The organism is Rhizorhapis sp. SPR117, from assembly GCF_021742065.1.
The window spans coordinates 1-16,795 of record NZ_JAKKIE010000031.1; the positions used below are offsets into that span (position 1 = coordinate 1).

Annotated in this window: 19 protein-coding genes; 7 read left to right on the top strand and 12 right to left on the bottom strand. The window is 60.7% G+C overall.

Annotated features, from left to right (window positions below; translation table 11 throughout):
* Positions 1 to 46 precede the first annotated feature (46 nt).
* The 3 genes from L3X40_RS12765 to L3X40_RS12775 all read right to left on the bottom strand — a co-directional run bounded on the left by L3X40_RS12765 (position 47) and on the right by L3X40_RS12775 (position 2,673).
* The gene (locus L3X40_RS12765) at positions 47 to 868 is read right to left on the bottom strand and encodes a TolC family protein (RefSeq protein WP_237365953.1); all 822 of its coding nucleotides are present in this window, start codon (positions 866 to 868) and stop codon (positions 47 to 49) included.
* 54 nt (positions 869 to 922) lie between these two features.
* Positions 923 to 1,240: a hypothetical protein gene (locus L3X40_RS12770; RefSeq protein ID WP_237365954.1), complete on the bottom strand. Its 318-nt coding sequence runs from the start codon at positions 1,238 to 1,240 to the stop codon at positions 923 to 925.
* Between the two features lie 95 nt (positions 1,241 to 1,335).
* A complete protein-coding gene (locus L3X40_RS12775) occupies positions 1,336 to 2,673 on the bottom strand; it encodes an MFS transporter (protein ID WP_237365955.1) in 1,338 nt (445 codons plus the stop codon).
* A 98-nt stretch (positions 2,674 to 2,771) separates the two neighbouring features.
* Between L3X40_RS12775 and L3X40_RS12780 the strand changes: the two genes are divergently transcribed.
* Entirely contained in the window at positions 2,772 to 3,041 is a 270-nt protein-coding gene (locus tag L3X40_RS12780; protein ID WP_237365956.1) for a metal-sensing transcriptional repressor, read from the top strand.
* An 11-nt stretch (positions 3,042 to 3,052) separates the two neighbouring features.
* On the opposite strand, the gene L3X40_RS12785 is transcribed toward L3X40_RS12780, so the two are convergent.
* The 5 genes from L3X40_RS12785 to L3X40_RS12805 are packed head-to-tail and all read right to left on the bottom strand — an operon-like array spanning position 3,053 to position 5,536.
* Complete coding sequence (locus L3X40_RS12785) at positions 3,053 to 3,550, bottom strand: hypothetical protein (protein ID WP_237365957.1); 498 nt, start codon at positions 3,548 to 3,550, stop codon at positions 3,053 to 3,055.
* Positions 3,480 to 4,115 carry an acyltransferase family protein gene (locus L3X40_RS12790; protein ID WP_237365958.1) on the bottom strand — a complete coding sequence of 212 codons (636 nt, stop codon included), beginning with the start codon at positions 4,113 to 4,115 and terminating at the stop codon, positions 3,480 to 3,482. Before L3X40_RS12790 ends, L3X40_RS12785 begins: the two co-directional genes overlap by 71 nt.
* Positions 4,084 to 4,542, bottom strand: a complete 459-nt coding sequence (locus L3X40_RS12795; protein ID WP_237365959.1) for a DoxX family protein — start codon at positions 4,540 to 4,542, stop codon at positions 4,084 to 4,086. Before L3X40_RS12795 ends, L3X40_RS12790 begins: the two co-directional genes overlap by 32 nt.
* Before the next feature lie 17 nt (positions 4,543 to 4,559).
* On the bottom strand, positions 4,560 to 4,766 hold the full coding sequence (locus L3X40_RS12800; protein WP_237365960.1) for a hypothetical protein: 207 nt from the start codon (positions 4,764 to 4,766) through the stop codon (positions 4,560 to 4,562).
* Positions 4,763 to 5,536, bottom strand: a complete 774-nt coding sequence (locus tag L3X40_RS12805) for a hemerythrin domain-containing protein (RefSeq protein ID WP_237365961.1) — start codon at positions 5,534 to 5,536, stop codon at positions 4,763 to 4,765. Before L3X40_RS12805 ends, L3X40_RS12800 begins: the two co-directional genes overlap by 4 nt.
* 138 nt (positions 5,537 to 5,674) lie before the next feature.
* Here L3X40_RS12805 and L3X40_RS12810 point away from each other — a divergent pair, with 138 nt between their 5' ends.
* The 3 genes from L3X40_RS12810 to chrA are packed head-to-tail and all read left to right on the top strand — an operon-like array spanning position 5,675 to position 7,999.
* Positions 5,675 to 6,013 carry a PadR family transcriptional regulator gene (locus tag L3X40_RS12810; RefSeq protein WP_237365962.1) on the top strand — a complete coding sequence of 113 codons (339 nt, stop codon included), beginning with the start codon at positions 5,675 to 5,677 and terminating at the stop codon, positions 6,011 to 6,013.
* A gap of 36 nt (positions 6,014 to 6,049) precedes the next feature.
* Positions 6,050 to 6,784 (top strand): sulfite exporter TauE/SafE family protein, encoded by a 735-nt coding sequence (locus L3X40_RS12815; protein ID WP_237366002.1) that lies wholly within the window; start codon positions 6,050 to 6,052, stop codon positions 6,782 to 6,784.
* Positions 6,785 to 6,817: 33 nt separating this feature from the next.
* The gene (gene chrA / locus L3X40_RS12820) at positions 6,818 to 7,999 is read left to right on the top strand and encodes a chromate efflux transporter (RefSeq protein ID WP_237365963.1); all 1,182 of its coding nucleotides are present in this window, start codon (positions 6,818 to 6,820) and stop codon (positions 7,997 to 7,999) included.
* A gap of 173 nt (positions 8,000 to 8,172) precedes the next feature.
* On the opposite strand, the gene L3X40_RS12825 is transcribed toward chrA, so the two are convergent.
* Positions 8,173 to 8,382: a dodecin gene (locus L3X40_RS12825; protein WP_237365964.1), complete on the bottom strand. Its 210-nt coding sequence runs from the start codon at positions 8,380 to 8,382 to the stop codon at positions 8,173 to 8,175.
* Positions 8,383 to 8,573: 191 nt separating this feature from the next.
* Between L3X40_RS12825 and L3X40_RS12830 the strand changes: the two genes are divergently transcribed.
* Entirely contained in the window at positions 8,574 to 9,197 is a 624-nt protein-coding gene (locus L3X40_RS12830; RefSeq protein ID WP_237365965.1) for a glutathione S-transferase family protein, read from the top strand.
* An 81-nt stretch (positions 9,198 to 9,278) separates the two neighbouring features.
* A complete protein-coding gene (alaS, locus tag L3X40_RS12835; protein ID WP_237365966.1) occupies positions 9,279 to 11,930 on the top strand; it encodes an alanine--tRNA ligase in 2,652 nt (883 codons plus the stop codon).
* 9 nt (positions 11,931 to 11,939) lie between these two features.
* Here alaS and L3X40_RS12840 read toward each other — a convergent pair whose 3' ends face one another.
* Together L3X40_RS12840 and L3X40_RS12845 are read right to left on the bottom strand one after the other, a co-directional pair.
* Entirely contained in the window at positions 11,940 to 12,788 is an 849-nt protein-coding gene (locus L3X40_RS12840) for a glycosyltransferase family 2 protein (RefSeq protein WP_237365967.1), read from the bottom strand.
* Positions 12,789 to 12,797: 9 nt separating this feature from the next.
* On the bottom strand, positions 12,798 to 13,796 hold the full coding sequence (locus L3X40_RS12845; protein WP_237365968.1) for a 2-hydroxyacid dehydrogenase: 999 nt from the start codon (positions 13,794 to 13,796) through the stop codon (positions 12,798 to 12,800).
* A 148-nt stretch (positions 13,797 to 13,944) separates the two neighbouring features.
* On the opposite strand from L3X40_RS12845, the gene L3X40_RS12850 reads away from it, so the two are divergent.
* On the top strand, positions 13,945 to 14,421 hold the full coding sequence (locus tag L3X40_RS12850; protein ID WP_445177187.1) for an SH3 domain-containing protein: 477 nt from the start codon (positions 13,945 to 13,947) through the stop codon (positions 14,419 to 14,421).
* A 9-nt stretch (positions 14,422 to 14,430) separates the two neighbouring features.
* Here L3X40_RS12850 and L3X40_RS12855 read toward each other — a convergent pair whose 3' ends face one another.
* Complete coding sequence (locus L3X40_RS12855; protein ID WP_237365969.1) at positions 14,431 to 16,764, bottom strand: patatin-like protein; 2,334 nt, start codon at positions 16,762 to 16,764, stop codon at positions 14,431 to 14,433.
* Positions 16,765 to 16,795 lie beyond the last annotated feature (31 nt).

Genomic DNA, 16,795 nt, shown 5'->3' on the forward strand with positions numbered 1-16,795 from the left:
GACCGGTACACTTTTACTCCGAAATGAACGGACCCCAAAAGACCCGTCAGTGGTACATTTTTACTCCGCCGTTTATAAGTCGCTGGTTTGCCGCCTCGCGCTCGGCAAGGGCCGTTCGGTAGATCGTCGACCGGCCCGGATCGACCGGCCCGACTGCCGGAGGCGTATCGAACAGCGCCAGCACCGAGCCGGAAAGGCCGGTATAGGGCTGAGCCATGCCGGCGAGCGCCGACAGACGGGCGAGAGCCGCCGTGTAGTTGGCCCTGGCAAGGTCCAGATCGGCGCGCAGCGCTTGCAATGCCGTTTCCGCCTGGAGGCTGCGCAGCCGCGCTTCCTTGCCGGCCCCGACTTGAGCGTTGGCGACTCTCAGGTCGGCCTCGGCTTCCTCCACCTCGTCCTCGGCGAGGTCGATCCGACGCTGAGCGATCTCTGCGGCTGCATAGCCGGTCGCAAGGTCAAAGGAATAGGCGACTCGCGCATCGAGTCCTCGCGCCCGTGCCGCACCTACGCCCGCCTGACCGGCGGCGATGCGCGCGGAGCGCTTGCCACCCAGCTCGAAAGGCTGGTTGATCTGAAGCGTCGTCTCTGCTGCGTCGAAGCTGTTATAGGGCGCGCCGCCGCCGATATTCTCGGCCAGCACGCTCACGCTCGGGTTAGGCCGTGCGCGAGCCTGTTCGGCAAGCCCCTCCGCCCGCGCGACATCGGCGGCGATGGCCGCTGCGCGCGGAGCATCCTCGCTTTGTTTGAGCAGTACGGCGAACGGCGGCGCCTCCTGGGCATAGGCCGTCCCCCCCAATACCGTGCCCCATAGCACAGCCGTCATGCCGACCATCGCGCAACGCGGCAGCCGGCGCTTTACGCCATTCATAATTTTTCCCTTCGAGCTGACAGATTGCCGCAGCGGCGATGCCGCGTCGGACGGTCAGGCCCTTGGGGGACGAAGGATCGATATGGGCGGGAGGGAATGGACCGCGGTTGGACCCGCCATCGCCCATTCGACCGCGAGAGCGGGCGCGGTTGCGGCGACCGCCGGCTCGGCCGGAATGGCAATCCCCTGCAACACGACATGCGCCGCTAGGTGCAGCGGGTCAGCAGGCTGTGGCTGGTCGACGGGATGATGATCGCCAAGCTCGATCACATGCTCGGCACCCGTGATGTCATGAACATGGGGCTTGGAGTCATGCCAGTTCGCAAGAACGACCATCCCGACCAACGCAAGCATCATCAGGAGCAACGCCATAGAGCGGCCCCGAATAAGCTGAGTGCGGACAGGTGTCGCGATCACAGCTCCTTGGTAACGCGAGGACGGTATCTTTCGCAATGCGTGAGTGCGGCTCATGTTGTCGGCCAACGCGGATGGAGGTCGTCGATCACGAAGGCATGCTTGGCCTCTCCATAGGCGTGAGCGTCGCGCAGATGGGGGTGATCGGCCGGAAGGTCGCCATGCTGGTGCGATACCGAGTCCGGGTCATGGGCCGGCCACAGCAGTAGCGCCGTGATTGCGCCTACCGCCGCCAGCGCGGCCATGCCGCCGAACGCGGCGGTCATGCTCACTTGTGCGCCGAGCTGACCGACCAGCGGATAGGCGATCAGCCAGCAGACATGGCTGAGCGCGAACTGCGCGGCGAACAGTGCGGGCCGATCCTCGGAACCGGCGGAACGCCGCAGCAGCCGGCCGCCCGGCGTGATGCTCATCGAATAGGCAATGCCGAGCAGCAACCAGCCGCCGAGCAGGATGTGCCAATAAGCCTGTCCCGGCGGGATCATCGCGCTGATCGCCGCCAGCAAGACCAGGCCGATCGCCAGCAGGAATGAGGCGCCGATCATGATCGGGCGGTCGGCCACGCGATCGAGGATGCGCGGCAGCGCGAACGCCGCGCACATCGAGCCGCCGCCGAACGCGGCCAGCGTCAGCGCGACATCACGCTGGCCGAGTCCCAGCCCACGAACGATCACCACGGTATTGACGATCACCATCGCGCTCGCCGCCGCAGCCGCTAGCGTCACGGCGAGCAGACCGCGCATACGCGGCGTCTTGAGATAGATGCGGATGCCGCGCGTCGTCTTATCGTAGATGCCGGTATTGCGGGTCGCCGCCGCCGCAGCTTTGGGCAAGCCCGAGGTCACGACCAGCGCGGCCGAGGCGAGGAAGCCGATCGTCGTGCCCGAAAACAGCCAATGGAAGTTGATGACGGTCAGCAGCGCCGCCGCAAGAATCGGGCTGGTCAGGCTCTCCATGTCATAGGCGAGCCGGGACAGCGACAATGCGCGGTTATAGTCGGCTTCCTCCGGCAGCACGTCGGGAATGGTAGCCTGAAAGGTCGGCGTGAACCCCGCCGAGGCCGATTGCAGTACGAAAATCAGCACATAGACCTGCCAGACCTCGGTGACGAACGGCAGGCAGATGGCGACGGCGGCGCGGATCAGGTCGAGCGAGACGAGCAGCGCCTTGCGGGGCACCCTGTCGGCGAAGGCGCCAGCGACCGGCGCGACGCCGATATAGGCGATCATCTTGATCGCCAGCGCCGTCCCCAGCACCGCGCCCGCGTTGCCACCGGCAATATCATAGGCGAGCAGCCCGAGCGCAACCGTCGCCAAGCCTGTTCCGATTAGCGCGATGACCTGCGCGAATAACAGGTGGCGATAGGTGCGGTTGGCTAGAACGCGGAGCATGGCGGTTCCATATCCCCCTGGGGGGATAGTTGCAATATCCTCCCAGGGGGATATATCAATCAACTCGACAAGCACTTCTCACGGTGGAAGATAGGCCGATGAGCAACCACAAGCACGCCAGCCATCCGGCGATCATCAAGCGGCTCAATCGCGCCGCCGGCCATCTGCGCAGCATCGTCACCATGATCGAGGAAGAACGGACCTGCGTCGATGTCGTGCAGCAGCTCGACGCCGTGGAAAAGGCCGTGGCAAGCGCGAAGCGCGCGCTCATCAACGATCATATCGATCATTGTCTTAGCCACGCCGCCGACGAGGGCGGCGCGGCCAGGGCTATCGAGGATTTCAAGGCGATCTCGCGCTACCTGTAGGCGCTGATGTCTTAGTGCCGGTCGCGCGGAAAGTTCAGTTTGAGCACCCAGACCGCAGCGGAACGGCCGCGTGCCGGCACGGCCACGAACAATCGGTCCAGCTCAGGCACATAGAGTCCGGTGCGCGCGCCGCCGGCGGGCTGGACGCGCTCACTCTCGCCATCGGCCGCGATCACATCGACATGGCCGGCGCCGCAGACCAGCAGGATATGGCTGGCTACGAAGAACAGATCGTCGGCATCGCCGCAAGCAGACCGAACCAAAACCGTGCTGCCGCTTGCCGTGTCTATCGTCGCCAGCGCGGCCGGCGGACGGTAGGCGATCGTGAGCGATTTCCCCGAAGGATCGACCGCCAGCGGAAAATTGAGCCGATGCAGCCCGGTCGGCCAGCGGGCGAGCTGTCGTCCTTGGTCGATGTCGGCTGCGATAACCGAGCCGTCATCGGGCACGTTGATATAGGCGCGCGCTCCGAACAGGCTGAACCCCTCGGGATGGCCGGACAGCGCCAACCGGAACCAGGCTCGGACGACGCGCTGCCGCCCAAGCGAGCATCGGCAGAACCAGATAGACGTGCATCTCAGTGCTGATCGACCAGGAGGGCACGTTCCAGCTTACTGCCGCGCGATAATTCCAGACCTGAAGCAACATTGCCTGGAGAGCTAGATAACCAGAGTTCGGCGTGTCGAGAAACGACCAGAAGCGTGCGCCGCCCAGTCCTTCCTGCGTCGGTCGTAACAGCATGACGAAGGCGACGAGGAGCGCCAGCGCAGCCAGATGCATCGGCACGATGCGCGCGAACCGCGCACGAAGGAAGGTCCAAGCCTCCGTGAAGCGCCCCCTGCCGAGCCGGTCGAGATACGACATCGACAGCACGTAACCGCTGAGCAGGAAGAAGAAGTCGACCCAGAGATAACCGCGCTCGATCAACGGTGTTGCAGGCCCGAGCGGCAGGCGGTGGAGCAGATCGAGCTGGAGGTGATAGGCGAAAACGGCGAGCGCCGCGATGCCGCGCAGGGCATTGTGTGTGGCGAGGAACCGCCGCTCATCGCGCGGACCCGAACCAGCCCCGGTCAAGCGACCAGCCGCCGGCACCGACGATCAGCAGGTAGATGCAGCCGAGCAACATGCAAAGGTCGGCGCGCGCCTCGTGCTGCGCGCTCCAGAAGCCCAGCCGTTTGATGTCCGAAAGCTGGAACGGCCCGACATCATGGCCGAGCAGGATCGGCAGCTTGGTGGAAATGAGCGCCACGATCATCGTGACGATAAGCGGGATGGCGGCGAGCCGGGTGAACAGCCCGAGGATGATGAGCGCGCCACAGACGAGTTCGACGCAGCCGACGAACGGCCCCAGCACGTCCGGCCAGGGAATGCCGATCCGCGCGAAGCGTCCTGCGCCGAGAATTGCAGGGAAGGCGAGCTTCTGAATGCCTTCGGGAAAGAAAACCACCAGCCCGACGATCAGACGAACGAGGATGCGCCAGCGTTCGTTATCGGTCGCCATTATCCTTCGCCACATCGTCATTCCCCTCTTACGCCTTGGTGGCGCAGCACCACGATGACCTGGCCCAGCACCTCACCGCCAACCAGCCCGGCAACGAGCCCGAGATCGGCGAGCAGGGGTTCCTCGGTTGTGAGGAACAGCCATGCCGCGACGGTGACTCCCGCAATACCGGCGCCGAAGCGAATCCAGTCGTCGGTGCCGGGCGGCCAACGAAAGTCGCTCATCCGCCGGGCGGCGGAGGCGCCGTGAAGTCGGCGAGGTTTTGAAGCCCCAGCGCCTGTTCGATGTCCGCAACCTTGTCGAGCGCGATGTCGAACCCGTCGCCGCCGAATTCCTTATGCTCGATATCCTCGAACTGCTCGCCTAACTCGGCGTAGGCCTTTGGCCCGACTGCCGCCTTGAAGGCAGGGAAGACCACCGTGTCCTCTCGCGCGGCATGCGTCTCGTACATGCGGGTGAAGGCGCGCATCGTCCTCGCCAGCGCTTCGCCGTCGCCGGTCGCGATGCTGCCGCCCCTGGTCCGGTCGAGGATATAGTTGGTGATGGCGCGGCCACGCTCGTGCTGGGCAAGCAGCGTGTCGACCAGATCGGCGCCCTTGCCGCCGGCCTTCTTCACCAGCGGAAAGATATGCTGCTCCTCAAGCAGTTGTTCGTGATAGCGTTCGCCGAAATTGCGGAAGAGCGTGGCGGCGTTCGCAATCGCGCTGGCATCGACAGCGGCGGGATTGGTGACTAGTTTCGGCGCGATTTCGCTGTAAACGATCAGGATGCGGCGCAGCACGCCATGCTCGCGCATCAGGTCCTCATTGGCGGTGACCTCGCCTTCGCCCTCTTCACCTTTCTCGCCATTATCTTTGTCGTCATCAGCAGCACGCGAACAGCCAGGCAGGATCAGTACCGATGCGGCGAGCCCCGCACCGGCGACCAGACTGAGCGCGCGGCGGCGGTTATGGTCGGCTTCGATAGGCTGCGGCTGGATTTTCTGCTCCGTCATCGGCATTCTTTCCTATCTTGAGGGCGCCAATTAGGTGAGATGGCGCGTAGTTGAAGGAACAGGTTGCATTCTCATCGGTTCCCGATATCGAATCACGATATCGGGAACCGATGAGAATGTCGATGCATCTGGAGTGGCATGGACCATCGCGAACTTCTTTCCGGCTTCATCCGGCTCCACATCCTGCTCCATGCGGCGGACGAGCCGATCTATGGCGCCTGGATAATCGAGGAACTGGCGCATCACGGCTACAAGCTGAGCGCCGGGACGCTCTATCCGATGCTGCACGCGATGGAGAAGAAGGGCTATCTGACCAGCCACGAAATACGCGACGGCCGCACTGCTCGGCGCTATTACCGCGCAACCGAGCTGGGGCGCGAAGGGCTGGCAATCGCCCACAAACAGGCGCGGGAGCTGTTCGGCGAACTGGTCGAAGGACGCGGCCGTGAGCGCCGGCCGGGCCAAGAGAACGGCTGATCCGGCAACCCGAACCTTCGGCGGAAATGCGCCGTGATGGCCTATCTCCTGCTCGCCGTGTCCGGCTTCGTCGCGTGGATCGTCTCGACCATCGGCGGCGGCGGCGGCGCGATGCTGCTCGTACCGCTGATCGGCTTCATTGCTGGCGCGCGGGCGGTAGCGCCCGTGGCCGCGATCGCGACGTTGATCGCTGGCAGCGGCCGGATAATCGTGTTCCGCAAGGGGATCGAATGGGGCGTCGTCGCCTGGGCGCTCCCCGGCGCCTTGATCGGAGCAGTGCTTGGCGCTGCCGTCTTTACCCATACCTCGGTGGAATGGCTTCAAATCGTCGTCGGCCTGTTTCTGGTATCGACGGTCTTTCAATACCGCTTCGGCGCCAAGCGGCGCACGTTCACGGTCTCGCGCTGGTGGTTTTTCCCCACGCAGCTCTTAGTCGGATTTCTGTCGGGCCTCATCGGCGCGATGGGGCCGGTGGTCAATACGCTCTATCTCAACGCTGGCATCACGAAGGAGCGGATGGTCGGCACCAAGACAGCGGTATCGCTTCCCATGCACCTCGCCAAGATCGGCACCTACACCGCGTTGGGTGCGCTGACAGGGAAACTGCTGCTGTTCGGGATCGCGGCGGGTGCGGGTGCGCTCGCGTCCAACTGGCTCGCCAAGCGCATACTCGCACGAATGAGCGAACGCAATTTTCGCGGCTTTATCGTCGGGTTCATGGCGGTTTCCGGACTCGTCATGATCTGGCAACAGCGCGATCTGATCTGGTAGCGCATGGCTTCGGAAGCTCGGATATCCAGCAAAGTGCACGACGGCACCGCGCGCGACGTGTTCGGCGCCTTTCTGAAGCTCGGCTGCATCTCGTTCGGCGGGCCGATCGCGCATCTCGGTTATTTTCGGCGCGAACTGGTCGAGCGGCGGCGCTGGCTCGACGATCAAGCGTATGGCGAACTCGTGGGTCTGTGCCAGTTTCTGCCCGGCCCGGCATCGAGCCAGGTCGGCTTCGCGCTCGGGCTGATGCGCGCCGGCCCTCTCGGTGGTTTCGCGGCTTGGGCCGGATTCACGCTGCCGTCGGCGCTCATGATGTTCGGCTTTGCGCTGGTTGCAACCGAGTTGTCGGGTGCCGTCGCCGAGGCTGCGATTCACGGGCTCAAGATCGCAGCGGTGGCGGTGGTTGCGCAGGCGCTGGTCGGCATGGCGCGGTCGCTTACGCCCGATCCGCGGCGAATGGCGATGGCGGCGGGCGCCGCAGCGGCGATGCTGGTGATCGCTGTTCCGGCAGCGCAGATCGCCTTGATCGTGTTGGGAGCGCTGATCGGCATTGTCGTCTGCCCAAGCGGTGAAGCGAGGCCGCAGGAATCCCTAGGCTGGACGCCGAGCCGGCGCGCCGGGATCATCTGTCTGACACTGTTCGCGGCGTTGCTGGTGCTGCTGCCGCTGGCGGCGACCGAAGGCTCCTCGCTCGCGCTCGCCGATATCTTATACCGAGCCGGCGCGCTCGTGTTTGGCGGCGGCCATGTGGTGCTCCCGCTGCTGCGCGCGGGGCTGGTGCCCGGCTGGATGAATGACGGTGGATTTCTTGCAGGCTATGGCGCTGCGCAGGCAGTGCCGGGGCCGCTCTTCGCGCTATCGGCCTATCTCGGAGCGATTGGGATGCCGAAGGCGGCGCCCTTGGGGGCCGTGATCGCGCTCACCATGATATTCCTGCCGGGATTGCTGCTGATCGCGGGGATGCTTCCTTTCCGCGCCGTACTTGGCCGAAGCAGCCGGGCACGCGCGGCGATTGCAGGCGTTAACGCGACCGTGGTCGGCATTCTCGCAGCGGCGCTCTACGATCCATTATGGACGAGCGGCATCGACTCGCTAGCGGATGCCTTGATTGCGCTGGCCGGTTTCGCGCTGTTCGTCGGGCTGAGGGTTCCGCCGCTCGCCATCGTATTTGGATCGGTCGGCGCTGCCGTCGCGGTCGCGATGTGGCAAGCGTAGGAATGCCTATGCCGTAGCGCTCGCGGTGAGGGACGGCGATGATAGACGACGAACGGCAGTGTAAGGCTGTTCTAGCGTAGCAAAAATGGCGATATGTATTCGTTATGTTTATCCGGTGCGGGGCACCATTTCCTTCCAGATGTGACCTGATTTACCGCAGAGTAGCTCCGGGCTCAGTCGTCCAGGGTGAAACCCAGTTTCAGGTGCACCTGGTAATGGGCGATCTTGCCGTCGACTATATGGCCGCGCGTTTCAGTGACTTCGAACCAGCCAATATTATGCACCGTTTGCGCCGTTCGGCTGATCGCGCATTCGATGGCATCTTCGATGCTCGTCGGGCTGCTTCCCACGACGTCAATGACCTTGTACACGGCGTTCGTCATGTCGCACCTTCCTCCATTGTTGTTCAGTATGGGATCCAACGTCTGAACGCTGCGACCGTTGCATTCAAAGAATGGAAATCTGGGGGATCGTCGTTCCCGCACTATGATTCCCGCACCAGCATAGTAGAATGGGAGAACCTTCTCCGGGGGCAGTTTGCCGGTGAAATTTCTGGCTGAGGAGACATCAGCCCATGACCATAATCGTCCATCATCTCGAAAACAGCCGTTCCCAGCGGATCTTATGGCTGCTCGAAGAACTGGAAATGCCCTATGAGGTGAAGCGATACGAACGCGATCCGACCATGCGGGCTCCGCCAGGATTGCGTGATGTGCATCCGTTGGGCAGATCTCCGGTTATTGAGGATGGCAAGCTGGTACTGGCCGAAACCGGGGCCATTGTGGAATATCTCTTGGAAAAGGGCGATGGTCGCCTTGGTCCTCCGCCGCATCGGAACAATGTACTGCGTTATCGCCAGTTCATTCATTATGCCGAAGGGTCCATGATGCCGCCGCTTCTGGCGATGCTTGTGGTGGGGCGACTTGGCGTATTGGGGAAGCCAGCAAGAAAGCCGCTAAAGGTGATGCTGGACGAACATCTCGACTGGCTCGAATCCGAACTGGCCGAGCATTCGTTTTTTGCTGGCGACAGCTTTACCGCTGCCGACATCATGATGAGCTTTCCGTTGGAGGTGTGTCGCGCTCGAGCAGGTCTTGATGCTTCCCGGCCAAAACTGATGGCATGGTTGCGGCGTATGCATGCGCGTCCTGCTTACAAGGCGGCGTTAAAGGCCGGAGGACCATATGCCTATGCCTGAAAAATGCCTAATCGACTCCTTGCTTGTTTGCGGTGGACCGTAATGCTTGTGCGACGGGTTTCTCTCGCCTAAATCGCCTCCATGACATCGACAAACGACATCCGCCGCTCCTTTCTCGACTATTTCGCGTCGCAAGGACATACAACCGTTCCATCAGCGCCACTGGTTCCGCATAACGATCCGACGCTGATGTTCGTGAACGCTGGCATGGTGCCGTTCAAGAATGTTTTCACCGGCCTTGAAAAACGCGGCTATGTGACCGCCACCTCGTCGCAGAAATGCGTGCGTGCAGGCGGCAAGCACAATGATCTCGACAATGTCGGCTACACTGCACGCCATCATACGTTTTTCGAAATGCTCGGCAATTTCAGCTTTGGCGATTATTTCAAGGAACAGGCGATCCATCACGCCTGGACGTTGATCACAAAGGAATGGGGAGTCTCCCCTGACCGCCTGACCGTCACCGTCTATCATGACGACGATGAAGCCTTCGGCCATTGGAAGAAAATAGCAGGCCTGCCTGACGAGCGGATCATCCGCATCGCCACGTCGGATAATTTCTGGTCGATGGGGGATACCGGCCCATGCGGCCCCTGTTCGGAAATCTTTTACGACCATGGCGACCATATATGGGGAGGCCCTCCGGGTTCGCCGGAGGAAGACGGTGACCGCTTCGTCGAGATCTGGAATCTGGTTTTCATGCAATATGACCAGCAACCGGGCGGTGAACGGCTGGCATTGCCAAAGCCAAGCATCGATACCGGCATGGGTCTGGAACGCATCGCGGCAGTGCTGCAGGGCGTGCACGACAATTACGATACCGACACATTCAAGGCGCTGATCGAGGAATCGGGCGAGTTGACGAAGACCGCCATCACTGGCGACAATCAGGCCAGCCACCGCGTCATCGCGGATCATCTGCGTTCCTCGGGTTTTCTTATTGCCGATGGCGTGCTGCCCGCCAATGAAGGGCGCGGCTATGTTCTGCGAAGGATCATGCGGAGGGCGATGCGTCATGCGCATCTTCTGGGCGCAGCCGAGCCACTGATGCATCGGCTTGTCGGCGGTCTGGTTGCGGAAATGGGGGGCGCCTATCCGGAACTGATCCGGGCGCAGCCGCTTATCCAGGAAACCCTGCTGCGTGAGGAAACCCGTTTTCGCCAAACGCTGGAAAAGGGATTGCGCCTGTTGGACGAAGCAACGGCGTGCATGAAGGAAGGCGATACATTGCCGGGCGATACGGCGTTCAAATTATACGATACGTTCGGCTTTCCCTATGACTTGACCGAAGACGCTTTGCGCGCTGGCGGGCTGAGCGTCGATCGTGCCGGTTTCGACGCTGCCATGGCGCAACAAAAGGCCGCTGCCCGGGCGGCATGGAAGGGATCTGGCGACAAGGCGTCGGATGAAATCTGGTTCGACATTGCCGAAAATGCGGGCAGCACGGAATTCACCGGCTACACTTCCACGCAAGGAGAAGGGCAAGTCGTGGCGCTTGTCTGCGATGGTAAAAGCGTGGATCGCGCGGCGGCAGGCGACAATGTCACCATCATTACCAATCAGACCCCTTTCTATGGTGAAAGCGGCGGGCAGATGGGCGATGCCGGTACCATATCGTCTCCGGAAGGTCTTGCAGGGCTGGTGATCGACACGGCCAAGCCGCTCGGTCGTCTGCATGCGCATCAAGCAGAAATAGGTTCAGGCACCGTCGCTGTGGGTGACACTATTCATCTAAGCGTCGATGTGGAGCGCCGCAATCGTATCCGCGCCAATCACAGCGCTACGCATTTGCTCCATGCGGCCTTGCGCGAGCGGCTTGGCGGCCATGTCACGCAAAAGGGCAGCCTGGTCGCGGCTGACCGTTTGCGCTTTGATTTCTCCCAACCAGACGCCCTGACGCCTGAACAGATCGCGAAGGTAGAGGCAGACGTGAACGCCCAGATTCGCGGTAATGATGCCGTCACTACCCGCCTGATGACGCCTGATGACGCCATAGAGGCGGGCGCAATGGCACTGTTCGGGGAAAAATATGGCGACGAGGTGCGTGTTCTGTCGATGGGGCAGGCCACGGACAAGCATTATTCGGTCGAGCTATGTGGAGGCACTCATGTCTCTGCGCTAGGCGATATCGGCCTGTTCAAAATTGTCAGTGAATCCGCAGTGTCGAGCGGTATTCGCCGGATCGAGGCGTTGACAGGTGAAGCCGCGCGCCTGTGGCTTTCCGATCGTGAGGACAAGCTGAAAGCCGCCGCCGCCGTACTTAAAACCGCACCCGACGATGTCCCGGCGCGCATTGCCGCGCTGGTTGAGGAACGGCGCAAGCTGGAGCGTGAGTTAGCCGATGCGAAAAAGGCGTTAGCACTTGGCGGTGGCGCCAAGGGCGGACCGGATGCATCGGGACCGGAACAAATCGGCAATGTCGGCTTTCTGGGTCAGGTAATCGAGGGTCTGGACCCGAAGGAACTCCGCGGGCTTGTCGATGAGAACAAGAAAAAGCTTGGATCTGGCGTCAGTGCGTTAGTCGCTGTTGTTGATGGCCGCGCTTCCATTGCGGTTGGCGTTACCGATGACCTGATTGCCCGTCATAGCGCGGTCGAGCTGGTTCGTGCCGGAGTCGAAGCCCTGGGCGGCAAGGGCGGCGGTGGACGTCCTGACATGGCGCAGGGCGGCGGCCCGGATGGCGGGAAAGCGGCGGCCGCTATTGAGGCTGTAAAGGCGGCATTGGTCAAATAGCGGGCAGGATCAAAACTGTTTGGCCATCCGCCGCAATGCCAGAAAATCAAACCACGCCAATTGTGGCGATCGCCTTGCACGAAATCCCGGCAGATAGTCGGGATAAAGGTCCGCCATCCGTTTCGGCAAGCCTTCAGGGCCTGTGTTCCGCATGATGTCGGATATGATCCGGTTCTGGAAATGACGGACGCTGTAATTGATCATCCGACGATATTGCACATGCAATGTGCGTGGGGTGAGCAGATTGACAGGCTCGCAATAGAAACCGGCATCTTCACACGGCACAACGCGTTCCTTGTCCCAATTCGCCTCACTTCGCAGATCGGTTGCGGCCAGTGCAGCAATCAAACCGTCATCGCCGATGAGGTCTTCAGGAAGACGAATATTGCGCACCCGCATCCGACTCAGGAAATCGCCTCTCAGGGCATAGAGGTCACCAAAGAGACCGCGATCCTGTTTCAATTCCGCCTGATAAGCCAGATGATTACGCCCATTGAGAGGCATGCCGCTGGCGGCGTTGGCATAGGGGTTTATCGCAAGCGTATTGGCCAATGCGTTCAGGGATCCGGGCTTTATGGTGGCATCGCCGTCCATGAAGATGATGACGTCATGACGTCCCTGGTCGATGTCGAAGACAAAATGGTTCCAGGTTCGTGCCTTGCCTCCCGGATGCAGGTCATGAACGTGTACGTTGGGGCGCGTGCGGGCGTTTGACCGTGCCAGTTCGGCGGTGCGATCATGCGAACCGTTGACCAGGACGTGAAAATCGATGTCGGTCCGGTCCAGAGGCAGGCTGAGAAGACATGCTTCGATCCGTCGTTCTTCTTCATATGCGAAAATGGCGACGCAAAGGCTCATGCCGAACCGTCAGATCCAGCCTTCCAGAACCTGATCAGGCGGGCGATGGCCATCGGCCCAGACGCGAATATTGGCGATGACTTTATCCCCCGTAGCCGCGCGGCCTTCAAACGTGGCGGAACCCATATGGGGGAGCAGTACCACGTTGCTGAGGGCCAGCAGGCGTGGATCGACTTCAGGTTCATGGGTATAGACGTCCAGTCCCGCACCCGCGATTCGCTCTTGCTCAAGTGCCTCGATCAGAACGCCTTCCTCGATAATTTCACCGCGGGACGTATTGATCAGATAGGCTGTCGGTTTCAGGAGGGCGATCCGTTCTGCGTTCATCAACTCGTGGGTTTCATTACTATGCGGGCAATGAATGGATATGATGTCTGACGCCTGTAGCATCGTATCGAGTTCAGGGACAAAAGTGGCGTCAAGCGTTTCTTCCACGGTGGAAGGCAGGCGGCGGCGGTTGTGGTAGAGGATGGACAGGCCAAATGCGCGTGCACGTTGCGCCACGGCCTGACCGATACGGCCCATGCCAATGATGCCCAGCATTTTTCCGCCAATGCGGTGGCCCAACATGCCGGAGGGACTCCAGCCCGGCCATTTGCCACTGCGGACCAGTTTTTCTCCTTCGGCCAACCGCCTGGGCACGGACAGGATCAGCGCCATCGTCATGTCCGCTGTATCTTCGGTCAGCACACCGGGCGTGTTGGTGACGAGAATGTCCTTCGCTCGCGCGCCTTTCAGGTCGATATGATCCACGCCATTGCCAAAATTGGCAATAAGCTGCAGCCGGTCGCCGGCCTGCTCAATCAGGTCTGCATCCAGGTGATCCGTGACGGTTGGCACCAGCACGTCGCAATTGCGCATCGCATCAAGCAACGCCGTCCGGCTCATGGGTTTGTCAGCTTCATTCAGCACGACATCAAAGAGTTCGCGCAGCCGATCCTCGGTAACCGACGGGAGCCGCCGCGTGACAATGACCTTAGGATGAGCAGGGCGCGGTCGTTTCGGCATGCTTTGGCGCTATCCGTTTGGAGCCTAGAAGGTCAAGCACCAATGACATGTCCGGTGATGAAGCGCGAATTGAATCAACGAGCAGCTTGAAGCCTGCCTGCCGATTTGGCACAGCCAGAGGAAGATGTTCGACGGGAGGGGGAATGGCATGACTTCATTGGGGCTGCGCAAGGCTTTGCTGACGATTTCGGCAATGGTTGTCCTTGTGCCCACGGCGGCCTCGGCGCAGGACAAAACGCCGCCCTACTGGGCCTCGCTGTCAAAGGATGAGGCCCGTATGCGTACTGGGCCAAGCACGGATTATCCGGCCAACTGGATTTATCGCCGCCGGGATCTGCCGGTCAAGGTGATCGAACTCTATTCGCATTGGCGCAAGATCGAGGATCCCGATGGGGTACAGGGCTGGATGCATGTCCGGCTGCTCAGCGATCAGCCCACAGCAATCGTAAGGGATGGTGTTCAGGCGCTCCGTGAGGCTCCTCAGGGTGATGCCCGCATCCTTTTTCGTGCCGAATCAGGTGTCGTCGGACGGATTTCGGATTGTGACAAAGGCTGGTGCCTTATCGACGTGCATGGTCAGAAGGGTTTCATTCAAGCAGATCATATTTGGGGCGCTTCGCAATAGAACGCGGACTCATCCAATCTCATTCCGCAAAGATGCAATCAGATCCGGCACCAACGTCAGCCGCTCAGCTTCTTCATCCAATATCGCATGAAACGCACGTCGTTTATATGCCGCGGCCGCACCAGCGGCGATATGTTTGCCGACTGGCAGGGTAGACAGGACGATATCGATCAGTCGGTCGGCGCCGTGCAGGCGGCCCCACAGATAATCATTTTCTCGATAGATTCTGCTAAAAAAGGCTCCAAAGCTATTAAATTCTATGCCTTTTAGTGTTGCTTCTGCTCCACCCGCGCGGATAGCGGTAGCGTCATCAGGGGCAATCCGGTCAACTTTCACAGGATCGTACTCGTCCAGTCCTTCGCCTTGAAGGAGGGGCAGAGTCGCTATGTCATAAAACGGGAAACCCAGATAGGCGAGCAGCATCACCCGTCTTTCTTCCTTGGGTAAAGCCCATAACGCGTCGGACAACAGCGTTTCGGCGCGGTCGTCCATGGCCTTCAGATTGCGCTGCCCGGCCAGCAGGTCGATTGCGGCATGCGGCGCGTCGATGAAATTGCACGCTGCCGCAATCATATCCTCGTCATAAAAATCGGAAGTTTCGCGTTCCAGATACGGTGTCAGGCCGTCATAAATGGCGTCATGGAAGCCACTGATCCCTTCGGCCGGCGCATTCCCTTCAATTTCCAGCGTTTCGGCCAATCGGCGCGCTAAAAATCGCAGTCGGCGAATACGAAAACCTAAATCATGATTACGGAAAAAAGCAATCACCGGCTCTGACGCCCCAGCATTTGCCTTTTCCCCGATCCGGTCGAGTCCTTGCTCGCGCATGTCTTTCCAAATAGCGGTGCGATAGGCCTCCCGCTGTGACAGGCTTCCATCTCCGCCCAGGCGAAACAGAAGGCTGGATATATCCTCGACGATACCAGACAGTTTCAAATGGCCATATGCGGGATAGGCAAATCCGGCTTGGCGCGCCGCTCGTTCCTGCGCCTTTGCCCGCCATGTCGCAAGCCGCGCAGGGGTTGGCCGGTCCAGAAAAAATACATTGCCAAATAATGCATCGACCGTTTGCTCGATTTCAGGACGCAAGGCTTCGGTAATCCGGCGCATCCGGCGAATGCGTTTCGAGCGCTCTTCTATAGCCTCCAGACTGTCGCGAATTGGCTGTTCGCGGGGAATATCGGACAGCGCGCCAAAAATGGTACGGAAAAATCCCGGCAGAACCTGGTCGCTATCGGCATTATCGTCATTTCCGCGGCGGCGCATCCTGATGCTTCGGATGCCGGGCTTGGGATCGATATAAACGAAACGTCTGTCCACCTCGCGCCGCGCCGGACGGTTGCGCAGTGCCGCAATGGCTTGCGCAAAGGGAGCGTTTGCCAGTACCGACCCATCAATCAACGCGGTATCCTCAGCCGCGCCGACGGCATATTGGCGGGGCAATATCCGTTTCAGAAATTGGTTGCGCTCCGGCCACAAGCGCTTTCGCTTTTTTAAAGCCCTGTCCAACTCCCGTACCGTGAAGGGAGGAAACGCACCCGGAAAACTGGCGGTGGCACGTGCGGCAAAAGCCAGTTCGGCAGCATTGCCCAATGTGCGGTCAATATCCCCCCTGACATGGAATCCGACCGTTAGCCGATGTTCAGTTTCAACGACTTCCGGGGGATTGTTAAGGCGCAGTCGTTCGGGATGCCCATCAAAATCAGTCACCGTGACAAACAGATCCAGCGGATGTCCTGCCGGCACGAGCGTCGGACCTGTTTCACTAGCTTCCATGGCGTCCAATGCGTCAAGCAGCAGGTGGGTGAACCCTTCGCCGCCAAAGGGAGGGGCGAACCAACGCGCGCGGATGAAGTTGGATAATTTATGCCGGACTTCTTCTCGTGTGCCCGGAGCGACGGTGCGCACCACCGTATCGTCCGGCCGCCGCGCCGCCATCCAGACCAGGGGAGCCGCCCAGAACTTGGTGAATTTGCTGATCGGGCGCGCATCGGGATCGAGGAGCAGATCGACGTCAGCATTTTTAAGCCATAGCTCAGTCAGCGGATCGAGCGATTGCCCCGTTTCCAGCGCTTGAGCCAGAAATATGCCATTGATCCCGCCCGCGCTGGCTCCTGTAATGATGTCGGTCATCACCCTTAATTTCAGGTCTGCCTGCGCCTGAATATCTTCCAGAATTTCGCGGTAGACCTCAAGGCTGCCGCCAATCTTTGGCGCGCCATCATGAAAATCCCGGCTTGCGCGGGCAAGATGCCAGATTTCCTTGGTTATGCCGTGCATATAGATGGCAAGGCTGATCCCGCCATAGCACACCAGCGCCAGCCTCAGTTCCTTCTCCCTCATATATGAAGAGATGGCAGGCAACAGGGATGTT